Annotated in this window: 12 protein-coding genes and 1 pseudogene; all 13 read left to right on the forward strand. The window is 62.4% G+C overall.

Features of this window, described 5'->3' with window-relative positions:
- Window positions 1-11: 11 nt before the first annotated feature.
- The 13 genes and pseudogenes from DYST_RS00740 (at window position 12) to DYST_RS00800 (ending at window position 21,701) form a co-directional block, all read left to right on the forward strand.
- A complete protein-coding gene (locus DYST_RS00740; RefSeq protein WP_239949307.1) occupies window positions 12-635 on the forward strand; it encodes a hypothetical protein in 624 nt (207 codons plus the stop codon).
- Between the two features lie 92 nt (window positions 636-727).
- On the forward strand, window positions 728-1,039 hold the full coding sequence (locus DYST_RS00745; protein ID WP_239949309.1) for a hypothetical protein: 312 nt from the start codon (window positions 728-730) through the stop codon (window positions 1,037-1,039).
- Between the two features lie 234 nt (window positions 1,040-1,273).
- Window positions 1,274-12,418 carry a filamentous hemagglutinin N-terminal domain-containing protein gene (locus DYST_RS00750; protein WP_239949311.1) on the forward strand — a complete coding sequence of 3,715 codons (11,145 nt, stop codon included), beginning with the start codon at window positions 1,274-1,276 and terminating at the stop codon, window positions 12,416-12,418.
- Window positions 12,333-13,556 carry a hypothetical protein gene (locus DYST_RS00755; RefSeq protein WP_239949313.1) on the forward strand — a complete coding sequence of 408 codons (1,224 nt, stop codon included), beginning with the start codon at window positions 12,333-12,335 and terminating at the stop codon, window positions 13,554-13,556. The genes DYST_RS00750 and DYST_RS00755 overlap by 86 nt, the downstream gene beginning before the upstream one ends.
- Window positions 13,543-14,418 (forward strand): filamentous haemagglutinin family protein, encoded by an 876-nt coding sequence (locus tag DYST_RS00760; protein ID WP_239949315.1) that lies wholly within the window; start codon window positions 13,543-13,545, stop codon window positions 14,416-14,418. The genes DYST_RS00755 and DYST_RS00760 overlap by 14 nt, the downstream gene beginning before the upstream one ends.
- A 227-nt stretch (window positions 14,419-14,645) precedes the next feature.
- Window positions 14,646-15,056: a hypothetical protein gene (locus DYST_RS00765; RefSeq protein WP_239949317.1), complete on the forward strand. Its 411-nt coding sequence runs from the start codon at window positions 14,646-14,648 to the stop codon at window positions 15,054-15,056.
- A gap of 255 nt (window positions 15,057-15,311) precedes the next feature.
- Window positions 15,312-16,562, forward strand: a complete 1,251-nt coding sequence (locus DYST_RS00770; protein WP_239949319.1) for a substrate-binding domain-containing protein — start codon at window positions 15,312-15,314, stop codon at window positions 16,560-16,562.
- A gap of 134 nt (window positions 16,563-16,696) precedes the next feature.
- The gene (gene gspE, locus DYST_RS00775) at window positions 16,697-18,424 is read left to right on the forward strand and encodes a type II secretion system ATPase GspE (RefSeq protein ID WP_239949321.1); all 1,728 of its coding nucleotides are present in this window, start codon (window positions 16,697-16,699) and stop codon (window positions 18,422-18,424) included.
- 30 nt (window positions 18,425-18,454) lie between these two features.
- Window positions 18,455-19,672: pseudogene (gene gspF, locus DYST_RS00780) on the forward strand (type II secretion system inner membrane protein GspF).
- A gap of 41 nt (window positions 19,673-19,713) precedes the next feature.
- Complete coding sequence (gene gspG / locus DYST_RS00785) at window positions 19,714-20,139, forward strand: type II secretion system major pseudopilin GspG (protein WP_102303101.1); 426 nt, start codon at window positions 19,714-19,716, stop codon at window positions 20,137-20,139.
- A gap of 4 nt (window positions 20,140-20,143) precedes the next feature.
- Window positions 20,144-20,635 carry a GspH/FimT family pseudopilin gene (locus tag DYST_RS00790; protein WP_275666909.1) on the forward strand — a complete coding sequence of 164 codons (492 nt, stop codon included), beginning with the start codon at window positions 20,144-20,146 and terminating at the stop codon, window positions 20,633-20,635.
- Window positions 20,632-21,039 (forward strand): prepilin-type N-terminal cleavage/methylation domain-containing protein, encoded by a 408-nt coding sequence (locus tag DYST_RS00795; protein ID WP_239949323.1) that lies wholly within the window; start codon window positions 20,632-20,634, stop codon window positions 21,037-21,039. Before DYST_RS00790 ends, DYST_RS00795 begins: the two co-directional genes overlap by 4 nt.
- Complete coding sequence (locus tag DYST_RS00800; RefSeq protein WP_239949325.1) at window positions 21,036-21,701, forward strand: prepilin-type N-terminal cleavage/methylation domain-containing protein; 666 nt, start codon at window positions 21,036-21,038, stop codon at window positions 21,699-21,701. Before DYST_RS00795 ends, DYST_RS00800 begins: the two co-directional genes overlap by 4 nt.
- Window positions 21,702-21,729: the final 28 nt, after the last annotated feature.

Genomic DNA, 21,729 nt, shown 5'->3' on the forward strand with positions numbered 1-21,729 from the left:
GGAGATCGCGCATGAACACCCTGACTCGCCTGGCGATGTCGCTCGCGCTGCTCGGACTGGCCGGTTCGCTGCAGGCTCAAACGCTGGAGGAACAATTGCGCGGGCAGCTGCGTGACACACGCAGCCAACTGCAGGATCTGCAGAACGAACAGGCTAGCTGGCAAGCGCAGAAGACATCGGCGGAAAGCGAACGCGATCAGGCCCGCAAGGCGCTCGAACAGGCGCAGGCGGAACTGGCCCGGTACAAGTCCGGCGCGGCCGGCGATGGTGCTGCACTGAAGAGTGAGCGCGATGCGCGTCAACGCGCCGAAGAGGCTGTGCAGCAGGGCAAGGCGGTCGCTGCAACGAACGCCGCGCACCTGCAGGATCAGCAGACCCGCAACACCGCGCTGTCGACGCAACTGGACGGCGTCCGCAAGGAGCTGTCCACCTGCACGGCCCGTAACGAAGCGCTCTACAAAGTCGGCAACGAAGTTGTGGATGCCTATGCGCATATCGACATGGGCACGGTGATGGCGTCCCGCCAGCCTTTTGCCGCGTCGGCACGGGTGAAGCTGGAGAACGCGGCGCAGGGCTATGGCGACCGTCTATACGAACAACGCTACCGGCCGGCTGCCGAGGCATCGCAGCCGTGATCGCCCCGGGCGCGCGCCGGCGAAAGCCGCTTCGCGCGTCATGGCCAGTTGCCTTGAGGTGGCTGCTGGCCTGCTCATGTGGTTCGCCAGCGATGGCACAAGACGCGGCGGCACCATCGTCGGCGTCGCCGCCCAGTTGCGTGGACGTCAGCGTCAATCAGCAATCGGTGCTGGCGTTCGACTGTCTCAGTCGCGTGTTGACGGCGGGGGCGTCGCGCCCTTCCGTGCCCGGGCCGGCGTTCGACGCGGTGACCAGCGAACCCTCCAACCGTCAGGTAGGGCAGTACAACTTTTCCGCCTTGAGCCACCGCATGGGCTCCAACCTGGGCAAGTCGGTGTTGCCGCAGCGGCCACCGGCTGTCTATCCACCCACGCCGGCCGTACTGCTTTCGCCGGGGCATTGAATGCGCCTTCATGACAGTCGATATGACGTTCCGGTGTCTGCGCGATCAGCGCATCAAGGCGAATTGGTTGCTTATGAAGTTTTGGTGACAACGGTTCAGTCGCGCCGCATGGCGGACGTCTTTACTTCCGACATGCGGCGTCTTTTCGAGGGGCTTTCTGAATAGAGGAAAGCGTCTCGTCGCGTTCAGGACGCGTACGCCTGTAGCCATGAAACAACAAGGGATAAGGGTCTCGTGAGCAAGACGGTCAGGTCGCAGCAGGATTCCGCCACATCGTCGCGCGCCGTACCTGGCCGACGCCCACTGGCGCAGTGGATCGCCGCCGCATTGGCGATGAGCGCCATGCACGCCCACGCTGGCGCACCGCCACTGAGCCAGGCCTGGCTTGCCGGGCAGCGCAACGCCAACGTCACGCCGACACCGAACCCCGCTGCGGCCACCGGCACCATGCCGGACACCAGTGGCCTTGCCGCGCAGACCTCGGGGCAGTTGTTGCAGCAACGCGTGGTGCAACAGTCTATCGCCAATCTCAACAACGCGGCGGCAGCGGTGGCCGCGCAGATCAGCGTGCAGCAGGCCGCGCAACAGGCCGCCCAGAAACTCACCTCGCCGGTACCCGACGGCATTGCCGCAGGTGGCCTGCAGGTTGCCGCTGGCGCGGCGACCAATCCCTTGCTGTGGCAGAACGCCAACGCGCCGGTGCAAACGGCAGCCGCCGGCAAGACCACGGTGCAGGTCAAGCAGACCGCGCAGAAGGCCATCCTCACCTGGGATAGCTTCAACATCGGTCGAAACACCACGCTCTACTTCAACCAGAGCGGTGGCACGCAGTCCGATGGCAGCAATAACTGGATCGCGCTCAATCGCATCCAGGATCCCAGCGGCTCACCCAGCCAGATCTTCGGCCAGATCAAGGCCGAAGGTACGGTGTACTTGCTCAACCGCAACGGCATCCTGTTCGGCGCGGGAAGCCAGGTAAATACGGGATCGCTGCTGGCGAGTTCGCTGAACCTGTTTAGTGGCAATGTTGCCACGAGCAATGCGGCGTTCTTGAGCGGAGGCATCGGCGCGACATCAACGAACAGCGGATTCTTGTTCGACGGCATATTCACTGACGGGCGCAACCACGATGTGGTGATTCAGCAGGGCGCATCGATCACGACGGGTAAGCAGGGCTTCGCGCTGATTGCCGCACCGAATGTCACCAATGCCGGATCGATCGTTTCGGACGATGGTCAGGCGATACTTGCTGCCGGCACGCAGTTCGGTAATGCGGCTGGTGGTTCAACGAGCACTACGCTCCAATTGATGAATATGGGCGGCGTTGCTCCGGGCCCAAGTCACGTACCGGGCACAGTGACCAATACAGGCTTGCTCCAGGCCCGGCGCGGCCAGGTGCAGATGTTGGGTTACAACCTCAATCAGGATGGGGTCGCGCTGGCCTCCACTAGCATCAGCTATCCAGGCAGTGTCCAGCTCATTGCCAACGATCAGGGCAATGGCGATTCCACGGGTGTGAACTATCCGGGGCACGGCGTTCTGACTCTGGGCTCGCAATCGGTGACTGCCGTCCTTCCAGAAAAGGATGGCAGCACGACCACATCCACTTCGGCGGCGGATGCGGCATTCAAGCCCGGTACGGTATCGCTGTCTGGCGGTATCGTGACTTTGCAGTCGGGTTCATTGTTGGAAGCGCCCAGCGCTGTGCTCTCGATCGTGGCTACGCCTGAGAACAATGATGTCCGGCCTACCGCCGGTCGCATCTATATGGACAACGGCGCTGTCGTGGACGTGTCCGGTCTCGCAAACGTCAACCTGCCGATCTCAGCCTTGCTTGTTACGGTGCCGCGCATTGGCCAAAACGAACTCGCCAATTCGCCACTGCTGCGTAACAGCTTCCTGTATACGCAGAAGAACGTACTGATCGACAGTACGCAAAGCGGCACGCGCGCTGACGGTCTGGATTGGGTAGGCAGTCCTATCCTCAACGTTTCGGGCTATGTGCAGAACATGCCGCGCGACATCACGCAGATGATGACCAAGGGCGGTGACGTCACGCTCAAAGGTAACGAAGTCATCATCCGCAATGGTGCACAGCTCAATCTAGATGGCGGCTACATTGCCTATCAGGCGGGATGGGTCACCACACCGAATCTGTTGGGTGCCAACGGTCGCATCTACAACATTTCCAACGCCGATCCCAACATGAACTACGTGGGGTTCGCCGGCAATTTTGCGGTGGATCACGCACGCTGGGGCATCACCGAGAACTACAACAACCCGTTGTTGGCCGGCGTGGGGCGCTGGGATCCCGGTTACATCGTGGGCAGCGATGCAGGTAGCCTCAGCGTGTCGTCGGGCAGTGCGCTCGTCATGGACGGCGAGATCACCGCTCAGGCGTTTGCTGGCCGCGATCAGGTGGGGCAGGGTAAGCAGCCCAACGGCGGCAGCTTCAGTGTCGATCTGACTGCCACAGACAATAGCCGCACCGTCTATGCCACCAGCGTTCTGCTCCAGCAGTCGGCGCTGGTACTCGACAAGCGCGTAGCCGATTTCGATCAGGATACGCCGTGGGATGAGGTGCTCTCGTCCCAGCCGACAGACACGCCCAGCGATGCCGACCTTCGCTTCTGGGTACCGCTGTCGGCCGACATGATGCGTACGGCGGGTTTCGCCAATGTCAGCCTCACGTCCGGCGGCTTCGGTGGCCAGATCGTGGAAACAGCAGGAACGCAGCTGAGTGTGGTGCCGGGCGGCAGCATCTCGTTGACGGGCTCGCACATCGATATCTATGGCACCTTGAGCGCACCTTCGGGCTCCATTGCCATTACGTCGACAGGCCCGGCACTCACCGCCAATGGCGGCACAGGCCTGGTGACGCCGCTCAACATGCCGTTGGACGGAAATATCACGGTGGGGCCGAACGCGTTGCTCAGCACGCGCGGCCTGTGGGTGAACGACGGTGGCCAATCGGCTGATACGTTGATCGGCAATCGCTATATCAATGGCGGCAGCATCTCGCTCACGGCTCAGCAGGCTTTCTCGGCAACGGGGCAGGGGGATGGCACCGGCTCGATCATCCTCCAGCCGGGCAGCACGCTGGATGTTTCCAGTGGCGGCTACGTTGCGCCGAATAATCAGGTGGCGTTGAGTCAGGGCGTTCCCGTTGGACACGGTGGCGATATAACGCTGTCGACCTATGCCATGGCGAATAAGACAGATGTCTTCGGTGGCAATGGCACCCCCGCTCCTGCCATGCTCAACAGCGGATCGCTGGTCCTTGGTGGCGCGCTGCTTGGCTACGGTTTTAGCGGGGGCGGCACGCTGGCATTGCAGGCAGCGGCAATCGATATCGGTGGGCAGGCCATATCGGCTCCATCGGTCAGCGTGTTGAATATCGATCCGTCGTTCTTCAGCGGAAAGGGTTTCGACAACTACGCATTGACTGCGGTGACCGACGGTGTGATTGCGCCCGGTGCTCAGATCCGGGTATCGCGCGACAATTTGTTGCCGAACTATCAGGCGTTGTTGACCGCACCTACCGGGATCGACCTCTACGCCACAAACGCAGCCAATCCCGCAGGTATCTACACAACAGTAGGAGCCCTGGATGCCTACCACCGTTATGTCTCGCGTGAGACGACGACCGGGCATGGGCCGGGCTTTTCGCTGAGCGCTGGCCGATATCTCGGGTGGAACGCGATAGTCGGCGCCCCCGCGCCGGTCTACAGCGGGGTGAGTGGTTCGGTAGTGGTGGGTGAGGGCGCTTCCATCACCACGGACGCCGGTGGCGCCGTGAGTCTGGCGGGAACACAGGCGACCACGGTATGGGGGCAGATTTCCGCACCCGGCGGCTCCATTGCCCTGTCGACCAACAACCTTCTACGCAACAACCACTGGCCCAGCGTCACCCCTGAGGTCTGGCTGGGTTCCCGTGCGGTGCTGGACGCTTCAGGCACCACGCTGATCAATCCCTGGGCGTCGGCGGTCACCGTCGTAGACCCGTTGACGGGACGTCTGAGTCAGGCCGTGCCGCGTACTGGTGTGCTGCTTGATGGTGGCACGGTGTCGCTGACGGGTGATGATGCTTACGTCGTTGCGCAGCAGGGCGGCACGATCAATGTATCGGGCACATCGGACCAGTTCGATCTTCCCGTGGCGGGTGGGCCCTTGGGGGCGGCGACTCAGTACGTTTCGTCGCCCGTATGGAGCAACGCGGGAAGCATCGCGCTGTCTGCCGCCGCGGGCTTGTACTTTGATGCGAGCCTGAGCGCACATGCTGGCGTACCTCAGGCCGAAGGTGGCAGCCTCAGCATCGCTGCACTTGATCGTAATGCTGGACAAACGGCTGCGCCGGCCGCGACGGCCATCGTGCTGCAGCAGTCCGGCTATCTCGTACCCGCTGGTCTGGTACAGGGCCAGCGCGTCGAGCAAGGTTCAACGCCGTCGGGCGTGCTCCATTTTGCGGTCGATCGCCTGACCAACTCGGGCATCACATCGCTGGCGATCGGCCCGGATGCGTCGGTCGGTTTGTCCGGCAGACAGTCGATCGTGCCGTTGGCGTTCGCGGGCGATGTGAACCTGTCGCTCGGCCGTTCGTTCTCGGCCGATGCATCGCTTATCCAGGCGCTTCCGGCGGGCGCCATCTCACTGACCAACGGAACGACATACACGCAGGGTAATGGCACGGTGCAGATCCAGGCACCTTACGTGAGTCTGATGGGAGGCGCGGCCGCCAGCCAGATCACGGCACCGATCACGGTAGCGGCGCCGGTCGCCAGGGCCGGTGATGGAACACTGCAGGTCAACGCGGACTATATCGACCTGGGTGGTTGGCTGAACCTGCAGTACTGGGCCAATACCGATTTCACGTCGAGCGGTGATATCCGCTTCTATGCGCCGTCCTTGCTTGCCTACAAGAACGGGGCGGAGCTTGCGGGCCTGTTGTTCACCACGGGCAACCTGCAATTCAAGGCGGCGCAGGTGTATCCGGCGAGCGACTACCACGTCGTTATCGACGCGAACGCGTCGGGCCTGAGCAACGCTGCGGGTCAGGCGCTTTCCACCACGGTCAGCATTCTGCCCAACGGCAGCAGCATGACACCGCTGTCCGCCGGCGGCGCTTTGATGATCAGCGCGAACGACATCGAGCAGCAGGGCACGCTGCGTGTGCCGTCGGGCACGCTGATGCTCGGCGTCAGTGACCCGGTGGCACAGGCCAATGCGTTTGGCGTGGATCCCAAACTGTTCCCGCTGGCTACGACGCAGTCGGTGCATCTGGCGTCGGGCAGTCTGACCTCGGTGTCGCTGGACGGCCAGACGGTACCCTACGGCACCACCGTCGACGGCGTGGAATGGCGCTATAACGGCGATCCCAACAATAGCTCGGCCGATCTCACCGCAGCACCATCCAAGCAGATCGAGCTCTATGGCAACACGTTGTCGCTGGATGCCGGTGCGGGCATCAATGTGTCCGGTGGCGGCCACTTGCAGGCGGCTGAGTGGGTGAATGGCACCGGCGGTACGCGCGATGCGCTGTCGCAGTACGAAACCAGTTACGCCAATAGCACCACGGGTGTGCAGGTGCCGCAGTACGCGGATGGCCGCGCGATCTACGCCATTATCCCGGGCTACTCGTCGCCGGTAGCGGCGCATGACGCTACCTTCCAGAACAGTGGCAATACGACGCCGGCGGTGGGCCAGCAGATCTACCTGTCGGGCGCACCTGGATTGCCCGCGGGCTATTACACCTTGCTGCCGGCGCAGTATGCGACCTTGCCGGGTGCCTATCGTGTCGTGCAGAACACCAGTGCCACCGATGCCGTGCTTGGCCGCAGTGCGGTGCAAACGGATGGCACGCTGAGCGTCAACGGCTATTTCGTCGATGGTTTGAGTGGTGCGCGTGCGGCGCGCAACACGACGTTCCTGGTGCAATCGGCACCGGTATGGCAGCAGTATTCACAGTATCGACTGACTGACGCCGATACGTTCTTCTCGAACCTCGCGAGCAAGAGCGGTCAGATTGCACCGGCAGCCGTGGCAGATGCAGGTCGCCTGGCGCTGGCCGCGGGTCAGGCGCTGAACTTGGGTGCCACGCTGACCGCAACGCCGGCCGCGGGTGGTCGTGGCTCGTTGGTGGATATCGCAGCGCAAGCCATCGAGGTAGTCGACGCGGGTCAAACCGCTCAAAGCGGCTACCTCACGATCTCGGTCGATGGACTCAATGCACTTGGCGCCGGCAGTCTGCTGTTGGGCGGCACGCGGCAGCTCGGCAGCAACGGCTATCAGGTCACCACATCCGCGGATAGCGTGGTATTGGCGAACGATGCCGATCATCCGTTGCAAGGGCCGGAAATCCTGCTGGCTGCCAATGGCCTAGGTCATGCGGGTGCGCAAGGCGTGGTGCTCCAGGCGGGCAGCGCGTTGACGGCCACAGGGAACGGATCGGGTGCGAGCAGCGTTCCCCTGATCTTCGGCGCGGTGGCCGGCACGGATGCCAAGGGCAATCCCATTGCGGCGGTCGACGGTGATGGTGCGTTGTTGCGCGTGTCGCAGAATGGCGCAGCGAGCATCGTGCGCAACAACACGTCGACCACAGGCGTGGGCCAGCTCTCCATTGGCGCGGGTGCGCGCGTGGCGGGCGGAAGCGCACTCACACTGGATGCCACCGGTACGACTACCGTCGACGAGACGGCCGCGCTGTCGGCCCAGGCCATCGACAGCTATAGCAATCTGATTTCGTTCCTGGGCAGCAATGCGTCATTGGCGCAGGGCACCGGCGGTTTCGTGATCGGCCCGCAGACGCTCAACCTGCTGCGTGGCGCACAGAGCGTGACGCTACGTAGTCGCGGAAGCATCAATTTCTATGGCGATGTCGATATCGACCTTGACCATGACCTGAGCTTGAGCGGCGGTACGTTTGCCAATCATGGCGGCGCGGTCAGCATCGAAGCCGATCATCTGTTGCTTTCCAATGATCTCGGTGCGGCCAACGCCAGTTTTACGCCGGGTAGCGGACAGCTCACGATCCGTGCGAACGAACTCGACTTCGGTAACGGCACGACGGGCTTGAGCGGCTTCGGTGGGTTCTCCGCTACGGCGGCGCAGGGCATGAAAGGGCAGGGCAGTGGCTCTTTCAACTTTGGCCAGGCCAACGTCAACCTCAATACACCCTGGCTGCTCGCCGACAACGCGTCGAGCAGCGCGTTGATCACCACGGGCACGTTGAATATCACCGGTACGCCGAGCACCTTGCCCAGTGATGTGATGGGTGGCGCGCTGCAACTTACCGCTGGCGCCGTATCCATTGGCACCAACGTGGCCGCATCGGCCGGCAACCTCACCATCGAGGCTACCCAGGGCGACGTCAACGTGGGTAGCGGTGGCAAGCTCTCCGTGGCGGGCATCAACAAGACCTTCTACGACACCACGACGTACGCACCCGGCGGTGCGCTGAGCATCACTTCCGATCATGGCGCGGTGAATCTCGCGCCCGGATCATCGCTCGACTTTTCTGGCGCCAGCGCAGGCGGTGACGCAGGCAGCCTGAACATCCAGGCCGGTACGCAGGCAACGTTTGGTGGTTCACTAACCGGCGGTGCAAACAGCAGCTATCGCGCCGGCTATTTCACCTTGGGAAGTGGCAACGCTGTCAATCTCGATGCCGTTGTCGATACGGCGGCCGCTGCCGGGGCGACAGGCCTGTTCCAGGTCACCAGCGGCGCTGGCAACCTGATGCTTTCGGCGGGGCATACCTTGACCGCGCAGCGGGTTTACCTGAGCGCCAACGGCGGTAGCGCCAGCGATGTGGGTGGTGGTCAGGTGCTGATCGATGGCACCGTTAACGCCGCAGGCCACTACGGCACCAGCATCACGTTGTACGGCAACAAGGGCGTGGACGTCGAAGGGAGCCTGATCGCCACCAGCGACGTCGCTGCGCAACGCGGCGGCACGGTGACGTTGGGCACCAGTGGCGCTACGGATGGCTCGACCAATACCACTTACGGTTACGAAAGCGTCGCCCCGACGGCTTCCGGCTATGTCCACCTGGGCAGCGGCGCAGTCGTCGATGTATCGGGTGGCTCATCCGATGATTTCTCCGGCGGCTCGGTAAGTCTGCGTGCGCCATTGCTGAGCAATGGGGATGTGCGCATTGCCGTCGACAATGCCAGCAGCATCAAGGGTGCGCGCGTCGTCACCATCGAGCCTTACGCCACCTGGAGCACGAAGGACACATCCACCGGTGCGCAGCACTTCGACGGCATCATCGATCCGGCGGGTTGGTATGCGGCCAATGGCGGCGGCGCGATGGTGTCGGGCAAGTGGGCCGACGCATCCGGCAACGTGCTGGCGGCGCCGACCGATGCAGCGACATTGGCAAAGTATCTGCAGAACGACTATTTCATCCCGGACAAGGTCGATAGCGCGCACACGGGTTTCTTTGGCTATGTCGGTGGCGATGCCAGCAAGGGTGCCGGCACGCTGATGAGCTATGTGCAGCAGCCTGGGTATAGCTTCGGCAATCGTTTCGCGGGTATCGCCAATGTGCAGGTGCGACCGGGCATCCAGCTCGTCAGCGCCCTCAACGATAGCCAGCAAGGCAAGATCTCCGTACTCACCAACTGGAATCTCGGCGCAGGTACTACGCAAAGCAATGGAAGCATCGCGCTGGCGTATCGCTATCAGGGGATGGCGCCGATCCTGACAGTCAGTGCGGCGGGCGATCTTGATGTCCAGGCCAGCATTACGGACGGCTTCTATCAGCAGAACAATGGCGCGACGTTGGCTAATCCGCCCACGCCGCCGGTGTCGGACAACGGCTACGCGACCGCACTGGCGGCGTATCAGGTGTCGCAGGCCTACCTGGACCAGAAGGGGCTTTGGAACGGCACGATCATCCTGAGATCCGGCAGCTTACCGGGACAGACGCCAGGAGGCGGCACGGCAAACATCGCCAACGACCCGTACTACAAGCCCTTGCAGGCGCCACTGACGGCGCAGTCTGCCAATTACTACACGAATTACGAAGGCTATATCGCGGAGTTTGGCAACGGATCGTCAGCGACATCATCGTCGTGGTTGACCCTGTACAGCGGGTATCAATTCATGACGTACAGCCCCACCACGTTGATCGCACCCAACCCGGCGAACTACACCTCCTACGTCACGTACGTAGGTGATTACCAGACGTGGTTGTCGAGCAATTTCGCAAGCAACCCGGCGAGCAAGCGTCTTACCACGCCGTCGCCGCTGCTGTTGCCGGTGGACACCAACTACACGCAGTACACCACTGACTACGCGACGTACCTGACGGGGCATAGCACCTACTTCAACTACGTCGCGACCAAGGTCGGCAATCGATCGGCCGGATCGCAGTTGTTCTATGCCCCGTTTGCGCCGGCAGCCGACCCCACCGATCCCGCTTATAACGCTGCACTCACGGCGTATCGGACGTCGCAGGCCTACCTGGACCAGAAGGGGCTTTGGAACGGCACGATCATCCTGAAATCCGGCAGCATCGCAGGGCAGACGCCGGGTGGCGGTACGGCGAACATCGCCAACGACCCGTACTACCAGCCGTTGCAGGCACCCTTGGCGGGGCAGTCCGCTAACTACTACACGAACTACGAGGGCTATATCGCGGAGTTCGGGAACGGCCCTGTGGCGACACCATCGTCGTGGGTGAGTCTGTACAGCGTGTATCAATTCATGACGTACAGCCCCACCACGTTGATCGCACCCAACCCGGCGAACTACTCCTCCTACGCCACCTACGTCGGTGATTACCAGACGTGGTTGTCGAGCAATTTCGCAACCACGCCGACGGCAAAGCGTCTTACCACGCCGTCGCCGCTGCTGTTGCCGGTGGACACCAACTACACGCAGTACACCACTGACTACGCGACGTACCTGACGGGACATAGCACCTACTTCAACTACGTCGCGAACAAGGTCGGCAATCGGTCGGCCGGATCGCAGTTGTTCTATGCCCCATTTGCGCCTGCGTCCAATGTGGCGAGTGGAGGATCGGGTCCAGCCACCATCTACGTGCCAGGCAGCGCGGCGAACAACAGTCCGTCGAACATGCCATCGCTGGGTAGCCCGGCTTCGCTGGCATCGGCCACGTTGTTGGGCGGCTCCAGCACGTCCTATCGTCTGGTAGCGGGTGCGCAGTCAGGTACGGCTGATCCGCTGGCGACGAATGCGGATGCAGGCGACGTGGTGTTCGACGGGCACTTCGCCGTGGTTGATTCGCTGACCGCACCCGTACAAAGCAAGTACAACGGCAAGACGCTACTGTTCCCGACCACCGTGCGCACGGGCAGTGGCTCTATCGATATTGCCTCGGGTGGCAACATCGACTGGCTGGACGACAGTGCGCCAGCGGTGGTCTATACCGCCGGCGTCCCGGCGGACGGGACCAGTGTGAATACCAGCGTCTCGGTGATCCGTCCCAATTGGCTCAACGCTCTTGATTCTACGATTCCGTACATGCTCAGTACGGGACAGGTGAATCCGGTGGGTGGTGGTGATCTGAGCCTGACCGCCAAGGGCAGCATCTATGGGATCCAGGAGGCGGTCGATAGCACGGGCAATGTGACCAAGGGGCCGGCCGGCTCGGATATCTCACAGTACTGGTGGCCATGGATGCAGACGGCCAATGCCGCCGATGGCTCGGCCTCGTCGATCAACTTCGCCAATTTTGGTCAGGGCGTGATGAGCCTGGGCGGTAATGTCTCGGTGACCGCGGGCGGTGACATCAGTCAGCTATCGGCGTCGCTGCCGACAACGTGGGTTGCCAATGCAGGCAAGACCAGCATCACCACGCTGGGCGGTGGCAACCTCAACGTCAACGCAGGTGGAGACATTCTTAGCGGTACGTACTTTGTCGCCAAGGGCCAGGCCGATATCCAGGCTGGCGGACTGATCGGCAGCAATCTCGGCTACACCACGCCCTCGACGAACTTCTTTTTTGGCGGCATCTCCAGCCCAGTGTCCACACTGCTGGCGTTGCAGGATGCCCAGTTCAACGTGCAGGCACGCCTGGGCGCTGATATCGGTGGTATCTACAATCCTTCCTATCTGGCGGGCTCCAACAACGCGCCGGGTAACCCGATCACGATATTGGCCCCGTCCGGTCAATTCGACTCCCAGAGCTACAGCGCGAATTCGGCAGTGAAGGTGAGCTCGAATCAGGGCGACGTCGTGCTCGATAGCCTTAGCGTCCCCGCCAACCTGTTTAGTTATGGTGCCGCACAGGGGGGGAGGAACTCAGTTGGATCCTGGAATGATCTTGCCGTCGACCCTGAATTTGCAGGCGCTGTCAGGCAGTGTGGATGTGCGGGGGCCGGGCGCGCTGTACCCCTCGGCGCAAGGTAATCTGACGCTGTTGGCTGCCGATAATGTCGGGCTTAGCCAACAGGTTTACACCCTGCAGTACGGTGGTACCTCTGCGTACAACCTGGGTCTGATCGATGCGTCGGCTGACGCGCTTCCTTCAGCGCTTACGCCCTATGGCGTCAATGGCTCGTCCAACTTCTTTGCTCTGTGGCATTTGGGCTACCTGAGCGGCATAGCGCCTACGATGCTGCACTCAGCTGATCCATTGCATGCGGCTGATAGCCAGCCCGTGCGGATCTACGCTTTGCAGGGTGATGTGCTCGACGGCATCCAGGCGCCCAATGGTTTTCAGTACCGCTCCTTGCAGGTGCTTCCGAACAAGCCGGCACTCATTTACGCGGGCAGGGATATCGTCAACCTGTCCTTTGTGGGGCAGCAGTTGCGTGATGCGGATGTCACGCGTATCTCGGCAGGCCGGGATATCTACGACACGCCCATCACCGCATACTTCAATAACAACACTAGCCGTACCGATCCCGGTGCCTATCAGCTCGTTCCCGCCTTGCTGCTCGGCGGCCCGGGTACTTTCCTGATTGAGGCGGGACGCAATATCGGGCCCTTGAGCAGTCAACAGGAGATCGCGACGACGGGCAGTTCGCTGCTGACTGGGGACATTCGGTACACAGGCATCGATACCATTGGCAATGCCATCAATCCGTACCTGCCGCATGAAAGCGCAGATGTCGATGTATTGTTCGGCGTCAGCCCCGGTATTGCGGTCAACAGCTTCATGGCGAGCTATGTGGACGGCACGACGAACGGCGTGAACCTGATGCCGGATCTGGTGACCTTCATGGAGCGCCGCGAAGCGGGCCAAGTGGTGGATACCGGTTATGCGCAGGACAAGATCACCGTCAGCCTGACGTCGGATCAAGCACGCCAGTTGTTCAATCAGCAGCCTGACTACGTGCAGCGCCAGTTTGTGACGGAAGCGGTATTCAAGATCCTTGCCCAGGTGGGTGCCGACTACAACAATCCGGCCAGCCCGTACTACGGGCAGTACGCACGCGGCTATACCGCCGTCGACACGTTGTTCCCGGCCGCCTACGGCTACACGGCCAATGGTTCGGGGCAGGGGGGGCATCAACGGTGCGGCGAAGACCGTGGATACGGGTGACCTGGATATTCGCAGCTCCACCATCCAGACCCAGCAGGGCGGCAATATCTCCATCCTCGGTCCCGGCGGGCAGGCCTTGCTGGGCAGCGCGTCGGCACCGCCGGTGATCACCCAGAACGGTCAGATCGTGGCAGGCCCGAACACCATGGGTGTACTGACGCTGGAGAAGGGTGACGTCAACATGTTCACCGATCGCAGCGTGTTGCTTGCGCAAAGCCGCATCTTTACCGAGCAGGGCGGCAACCTGGTGATGTGGAGTTCCAATGGCGACATCAACGCCGGCCAAGGAGCCAAGACCACGGCTGAAATTCCGCCGCCGACGTACCTGTGCACGATCGACGCCTGGTGTCGTATCGACGCGCGTGGCCAAGTGAGCGGCGCGGGCATTGCGACGCTGCAGACCGTTCCGGGGGCTCCCACGGGCAACGTCTACTTGATCGCGCCGCGCGGTACGGTGGACGCGGGTGATGCGGGTATCCGTGTCTCGGGCAATCTGATTGTGGCAGCGGCACAAGTGGCTAACGCTGACAACATCCAGGTGCAGGGTGAGAAGATCGGCGTGCCGGTTGCGGCATCGGTCAATGTCGGTGCACTGAATGCAGCCAGCGCCGCCGCTAATGCCGTGACCAAGGCCGTGGATGATGCCAACCGGCAACAGCAGGACGATGCGCGGAACAAGATGCCTTCGGTGATCTCTGTGCAGGTGCTGGGCTTCGGCGATGGCACCGGCAGCGTTGACGACAAGGATCGCCGCCGTCGCTACGACCCCAACAGCCCCGTGCAGGTGCTTGGTGCCGGACAACTCAGTGCGCGTGCGCGAAACCAATTGACGCCGGAGGAGCGCGCTCGACTCGCGGAGTGAGAGAAAACATGGGCGTGAATGCGAAGCACGACGCGTGCCGCGGACAATCATCGGCAGCACGCAAGCCCGCACTGCTGCCATGCAGTCACATCTGGTCGCTCGGGCATGGGAGGCCGGAGGGTGATCACCCGATGCACGACATAGCATCGGACAAGGTTCTGCGTGTCCATTGATGGATTTAGATAATGGACGTCTTATAAGTTTATTCACACCGACCGATGATAGCCATGGATGCACCCTGTAACAGCGGGGATGGTGGGCGTTTAGCCGCATTTTCAATGGTATTAAGGCATCTGATTGATGCGCACCAGGAAAAGGCTGCCGAGAGGTTGATTAATCAATGCAATAGGACATTTTCAAGGCGGTTGCTCGACTATCCCGTCATTGCATGGCATGCACGTTCCAGTTATGTGGTTCGCAATCGCCTCAGGCGGAAAATCGATCCTGCGCCCGATGACCCCTGCGCGGATGTGCTCATCTCGCTGATCCCTGTATTCAACGTATGGTGCCAGGAAGGGCGGCGCAGCGCCTTGCGTAGCGTCGTGCGCGAAATGAACCAGATAGACCTCAGCGATCTTGCCAAGCGTCCGGGGCTCGACATGGAGGTCGCCACCATGATTCGCGAATTTATTGATTAGCGCAAAGTGTGATTTTGGTCGTGATTTTTATTTAAATAAAAAATTCATGCTTTCATCACGTTGGTGACATGGTTTGTTTCATGGCTAATTTGTCTAAATAAAAAAATAGTAAGAGTCATGCTGTCGTCATTTGCAGTTACTTTTAATTTTAATCGTGATGTCACTGCGCAAACGTAAAAAGTATTAGGCCTCCATTCCGGAGGTATTTCTGCCAAGGGGTAAGTCATGATTTTCGGGTCCAATGGAAATACCCGCATGAAGACGCTCGCGGGTGCACTGGTTCTCAGCTTTGCCGCTGTTGCCTCTGCGGCTCACGCCGGCACCACGCTGGTTGGTGGTGGCGCCACCCTGCCGGCGCTGGGTTACGGTGGTGATGCCACGCATCGCCAGATCACCCCGACCACCGGTTCGTTCCTGTACGTGTACTCCGCCCAGACCGGCAACCCGCAGACCTCCTACTGCCAGACGGGCAGCGGCGCTGGCAAGAACATCCTTGCTGGCGGCACCATCGGCGGCACCTCCTACAACGTCCAGAACGCTTGCCCGGATGGTTCGGCCACGCCGACCGGCTTCGGCGCTGCTGCCGTGGGCCGTAGCGATCTGACCCAGCCGAACTTTGCTGGCGCCGATTCGCCGCTCAGCGCCTCCGACTACACCAATTACCGCAACAACCGTCCGTCCAGCTATCCGGTGGAGTTCCCAGCCGTTGCCGGCGCGATTGCCATTGGCTTCAACAAGGCCGGCGTTTCCTCGCTGAACCTGACCGATGCGCAGGTCTGCCAGATCTTCTCCGGCCAGATCACCAACTGGAACCAGATCTCCAGCGTCACCGGCCCGATCAACGTGGTCTATCGCTCGGACGGCAGCGGCACCACGTTCGGCTTCAGCAACCACTTGTCCGCTGCCTGCAGCGGCACGGCCAGCGCACACTTCGTGACCGATCAGGCCTTCACCAACGTGGTCGCCAAGTATCAGCCGACCCTGCCCAGCAATTGGGTGGGCCAGAGCGGCAACCCGAACGTCGCCAACTACGTGGTTGCCAATGACGGCACCATCGCCTACGTGGAAGCCGACAACGCCGCCAACGTACTCGGCAGCTTTGCGACGGTCAACGGTCAGGATCCGATCGCCAACTTCGGCGCCTCGCCGCTGCCGATCAGCAGCTCCGCGATCAATTACAACTACGTGATCAACGGCGCGGATCCGACCACCGGTCGTCCGATCATGTCCGCCATCTCGGGCGCGCCGAGCACCCAGTGCATTGCCCTGGTCGATCCGTCGTCCTACGCCAAACCTGTCAGCGGCTACCCGATCGTCGCCGTGTCCTACCTGCTGGCCAACAGCGCCAACAACGGTTCGGACCAGACTGCTGTGCAGAACCTGATGTGGGCGCCGTACAACTCGACCATCACGTCCAACACGACGCAGATCGGTTCGGGCACGGGTCTGTCGTTCCTGAGCACCAGCTTCACGCAGAGCGCTGTGCAGGGTTGCGTGGGTACCTGATCCAACTTGCTGTTGTTGTTTTGCCGTGGAACGTGGGGGAGGGCGGGGGCCCTCTCCCACGTTCTTTTGCGTGAAAGACAATCTGTCATCCTGGCGTGGCAGCCTGTGATGATTTACTGCGTTCGGGAACGCTCATGTCCTCGCAGGTTGTAGCTCTTCATCGTAACGATTCTGCCTCTACCGACGAGACGCAGCTATTTCGACAATTACTGGCCAAAGGCCGGCTGAAAGATACAGACCTTGCACGCTCGCGGCGCCTGCATGAAGAATCCCCCGACGGCACGCTGACGGGTTTGATGGCGCGGTTGGGCCTGGTGTCCGAGCGCGACCTGGCCGAAGCGTGGTCGGAGTTGCTGGATACGCCGCTGCTGGCGGCCCGCGACGCGCCTGACATGCCGCCCGCCGAGCTCGACGTCTCCGTGCGCTTCCTGAAGCAACAGCACGTGGTGCCGGTGCGGGTGGGTGAGGATGGCGTGGCGCTGGTCGTCTCCGACCCCGCCGACCCCTACCCACTGCAAGCGATGCAACTGGCCGCCGGCCGCCCGGTCGCGCTGCGCATCGGTTTGCGCTCAGAAATCGAGGGCCTGATCGAGCGCTACTACGGTTCGGGCCGTTCCGCCATGGGCACCATCGTGGAAAACCTCGACGGCAGCGCCGCGGTAGAAGACGACGTCGAGCATCTGCGCGACCTCGCCTCCGAAGCGCCGGTGATCCGCCTGGTCAATCTCATCTTGCAGCGCGCCGTCGAACAGCGCGCCTCCGACGTGCACATCGAGCCGTTCGAAAACCGCCTCAAAGTGCGCTACCGCATCGACGGCGTACTGCACGAAGTCGAAGCGCCGCCCTCCAGCTCCACCGCCGCGGTGATCTCCCGCGTCAAGATCATGGCCAAGCTCAACATCGCCGAGCGCCGCCTGCCGCAGGACGGCCGCATCCAGTTGCGTGTGCAAGGCAAGGAACTGGACCTGCGCGTGTCCACCGTGCCGACCAGCTTTGGCGAATCGGTGGTGATGCGTATCCTCGACCGCGAATCGGTGGTGTTCGACTTCGCCTCCTTAGGCTTCACCGATAACTTCCAGCAACGCTTCGTCGACGTACTGGACCGCCCCCACGGCATTCTGTTGGTCACTGGCCCCACCGGTTCCGGTAAGACCACCACGCTGTACACCGCGCTGTCCCAGATCAACACGCCCGACGTCAAGATCATCACCGTCGAAGACCCGGTCGAATACCAGATCGAAGGGATCAACCAGATCCAGGTCAAACCGCAGATCGGGCTGGATTTTGCCGGCGCCCTGCGCTCCATCGTGCGCCAGGATCCGGACGTGATCATGATCGGCGAAATGCGCGACCTGGAAACCTGCCGCATCGCCATCCAGTCCGCGCTCACCGGTCACTTGGTGCTGTCCACCTTGCACACCAACAGCGCCGCCGGCGGCATCACCCGCCTGCTCGACATGGGCGTGGAAGATTACCTGTTGGGCTCCACCGTCAACGGCATCCTCGCGCAGCGCCTGGTGCGCCGCCTCGATCCGGAAACGGCGACCCCGTATGAAGCCCTGCCCGAAGTGATCGAGCAGTTCGAGCTGCACAAATACACCGACGAGCGCCCGATCCGCCTGTGGAAACCCGGCAGCAGCGCGGCCAACCCCAGCGGCTACCGCGGCCGTCGCGCCATCATGGAATTCCTGGTGATGACCGATCCGCTGCGCCGCATGGTGATGCAGCGTGCCGATGCCGGCGAGATCGAGCGCGTCGCGCGCAGCGAAGGCATGCGCACCATGTACGAGGATGGCATCGCCAAGGCGGTCGCGGGCGTCACCACCCTGGAGGAGGTGTTGCGTGTTACGCAAGAAAGTTGATGCGCGGATGCGCGTGGCGCAGGTGCGGCCATGAGCCAATTCCGCTACCGCGCTGTCAGCGCCACCGGCGACGTCTTGCAAGGCCAGATGGAAGCGGCCAGCGTCGAGGAAGTGGTCAGCCGCTTGCAGGACCAAGGCCACACGCCGCTCGATGCGCGCGCCGCCGACAGCGATGCCGGTGGCAGCGGCATCGCCGGCTGGTTCAAGCGCGGCCCGTTCACCGGCGACCAGCTCGCCCAGTTCACCCACCAATTGGCGACCTTGCTCGGCGCTGGCCAGCCGCTGGATCGCGCGCTGGGCATCCTGATAGACCTGCCCGAAGGCGCCAGCGCCAAACAACTGATCGAGCGCGTGCGTGATCGCGTGCGCGGCGGCACGCCCTTGTCGCAAGCACTGGACGACGAGCACAACGTGTTCCCCAAGCTCTACATCAGCCTGGTGCGCGCCGGCGAAGCCGGCGGTTCGCTGGAAGACACCCTGCGGCGCCTCGCCGATTACCTGGAGCGCTCCCAGCAACTGCGCGGCAGCATCATCAACGCGCTGATCTACCCCGCCTTCCTGATGGTCGGTGTACTCGGTTCACTGCTGCTGCTGCTGGCCTACGTGGTGCCCCAGTTCGTGCCGATCTTCGAAGACATGCAGGTGCCGATCCCGCTGATCACCCAGATCGTGCTGGCGGTGGGTGGCACCTTGCAGACCTGGTGGTGGGCCATCGCCCTGCTGATCGTGATGGGCGTGGCTATCGCGCGTGCGCGCCTGCGCGATCCGGCGGCCCTGTTGGCCTGGCACGGCCGCCTGCTGACCATGCGTCTGGTCGGCCCGCTGCTATTGAAAGTGCAGACCGCGCGCATCGCGCGCACGCTCGGCACCTTGCTCAAGAACGGCGTGCCCTTGCTCACCTCGCTCAGCATCGCGCGTCAGGTCACCGCCAACAAAGCGCTGGACCAAGCATTGGCGCAGGCCTCCGAGCAGGTCAAGGAAGGCGCCGGGCTGTCCTTCGCGCTGGACCAATCCCAGCGCTTCCCGCGGCTGGCCCTGCAGATGGTGCAGGTGGGCGAAGAAGCCGGCTAGCTCGACACCATGCTGCTCAAGGTGGCCGACACTTTCGAGCTGGAAAGCCGCCGCGCCATCGACCGCCTGCTGGCGGCGTTGGTGCCCGCGCTCACCATCGTGATGACGGTGCTGGTGGCGATCATCATGGCCGCGATCCTGCTGCCCATGCTCGACCTCACCAGCCACATTCAGTAGTTCCCTTGTAGAGCCCCCTTCGAACGACGACGAGGTACCCCATGCGACAAAAGACTTTTGGCCGTCACCACGCGGCACGCGGCTTCACCCTGCTGGAAATGCTGGCGGTGATCGTGTTGATCGGCATCATCGGCGCGGTGGTGGTGACCCAGGTCGGCAAGAACGTCGACAAGGGCAAGTACGGCGCCGGCAAAGCGCAGCTCACCACGCTCAGCCAGAAGATCGAGAACTACGCGCTGGACAACGGCACCCCGCCGCAACAGCTGCAGGATCTGATGGCGAAGCCGGCCAACGCGCGCAACTGGCAAGGCCCGTACGCCAAAGAGTCCGAGCTGAAGGATCCCTGGGGCCATGAGTTTGGCTACAAATACCCCGGCGACCACGGCAGCTTCGACCTGATCTTCTACGGCCAGGACGGCAAGCCCGGCGGCGACGGCTACAACGCCGACGTTGGCAACTGGCAGTAAGCCGATGCCGGCGAAGCCGCCACGCGCAACCATCAACCGCGCCTTGCGTGCGGCGCGCGGCTTCACCTTGCTGGAAATGCTGGCGGTGATCTTGCTGATCGGCATCGCGGCGGCGGCCGTGGCGGTGTCGGTCACGCAGGGCCTGGCCAGTGCACGCGTGAGCGCGGCGAGCGGCGAACTGGCCGCGGCGCTGCGTGGGGTACGTACGCAGGCGATCGTGCACGGCAACGAACACACCTTGGACGTCGACACGCGCGACAACACCTATCGGGCCGACAACGGCCCGGCGGTGCGCCTGCCCACGGGCATGCGCATCGGCATCACCAGCGCGAAGGAAGATCAGGTCAATAGCTACACGGGCCGCATCCGTTTCTTCCCGGATGGCAGCTCTACCGGCGGACATATCACCTTGCAGCGCGAGCGGCGGCAGTGGCGGGTGAATGTGTCGTGGCTGACCGGGGCGGTGAGTGTGGCGGATGTGAGTGCGAAGCGATGAGGCGCGCACGCGGGTTTAGTTTGTTGGAGGTGATCGCGGCCATTCTTCTGTTGGCCGTGGCGTTTGCGGCGTTGTTGCAAGTGGCGGGCGCTTCTTTGCATCTGGCGGATCGATCAGGGCAGATCAGCAAAGCTGACATGTGGGCACAAGCGAAGCTGGATGCCTTGGGCGTGACCGATCGCTTGGTGGCAGGCGAGAGCGACGGCGATTTCAGCAAGGATTATCGCTGGCACCTGCGCATCACACCCTGGCAGGACGACGACCCGCCGCAGGGCAGCCCACTCACCTTGTATCGCGTCGACCTGGACGTGCGATGGGGTTCGCCACGACGCCCTCAAGTGATTCACTACACCACGCTGCGAGCCGTCGACGAGGGTGCGGCTTCGGCGGGGAGTGCGAAGTGATACGCGCGCGTGGCTTCAGCTTGTTGGAGGTGCTCAGCGCGCTCGCCTTGCTCAGCATTCTGCTGGTGGGGGTGTTGTCCGGCATACGGACGGCTACGCATATGGTCAGCGCTGGCACGGGTTCCATGGAGAATCTGGATGAAGTGCGTTCGGTGCAGCGCTTCCTGCGTAATGATCTTCTTCAGGCTCGTGCCATTCCCTGGAAGGTGGACGGCAAGGGCGTGCCTGTCGTGTTCGAGGGTGACGAGCAACGCATCCGGTTTGTTGGTCCGCTTCCCGGCTATCTCGATCACCAGGGCCCACAATTGCAGACCTTGGCGCTGGTGCGCGATGGCCAACGAGGGCTTCGGCTCGAGCTAAGCAGTGATGGCATGAGCCCGACGGGTGCCTCGCATGGCATCGGCTTCGCGCCGGAACCGTTGGCGGAGGGCATCACACGTGGCCGCTTTCGTTACTACGGTCGTCAAAGCGAACAAGGCCCCGGTGCGTGGAGCAATGAGTGGCATGTCGCGGGACGGATGCCCGAATTGGTCAGCGTGGAACTGGAGCGTGGAGCGGATGGTGAAACCTGGCTGCTCGTGCAGACGCCGATACGCCAGAGCGCGAACGCGATAAACACGCGCGCACTGGCCAGGTTGTTGCCGAACGCAACGCAATACTGATGGCACAAAAATGTCGCCTTGCGCTGTA

Source organism: Dyella terrae (assembly GCF_022394535.1).
Lineage (GTDB): Bacteria > Pseudomonadota > Gammaproteobacteria > Xanthomonadales > Rhodanobacteraceae > Dyella.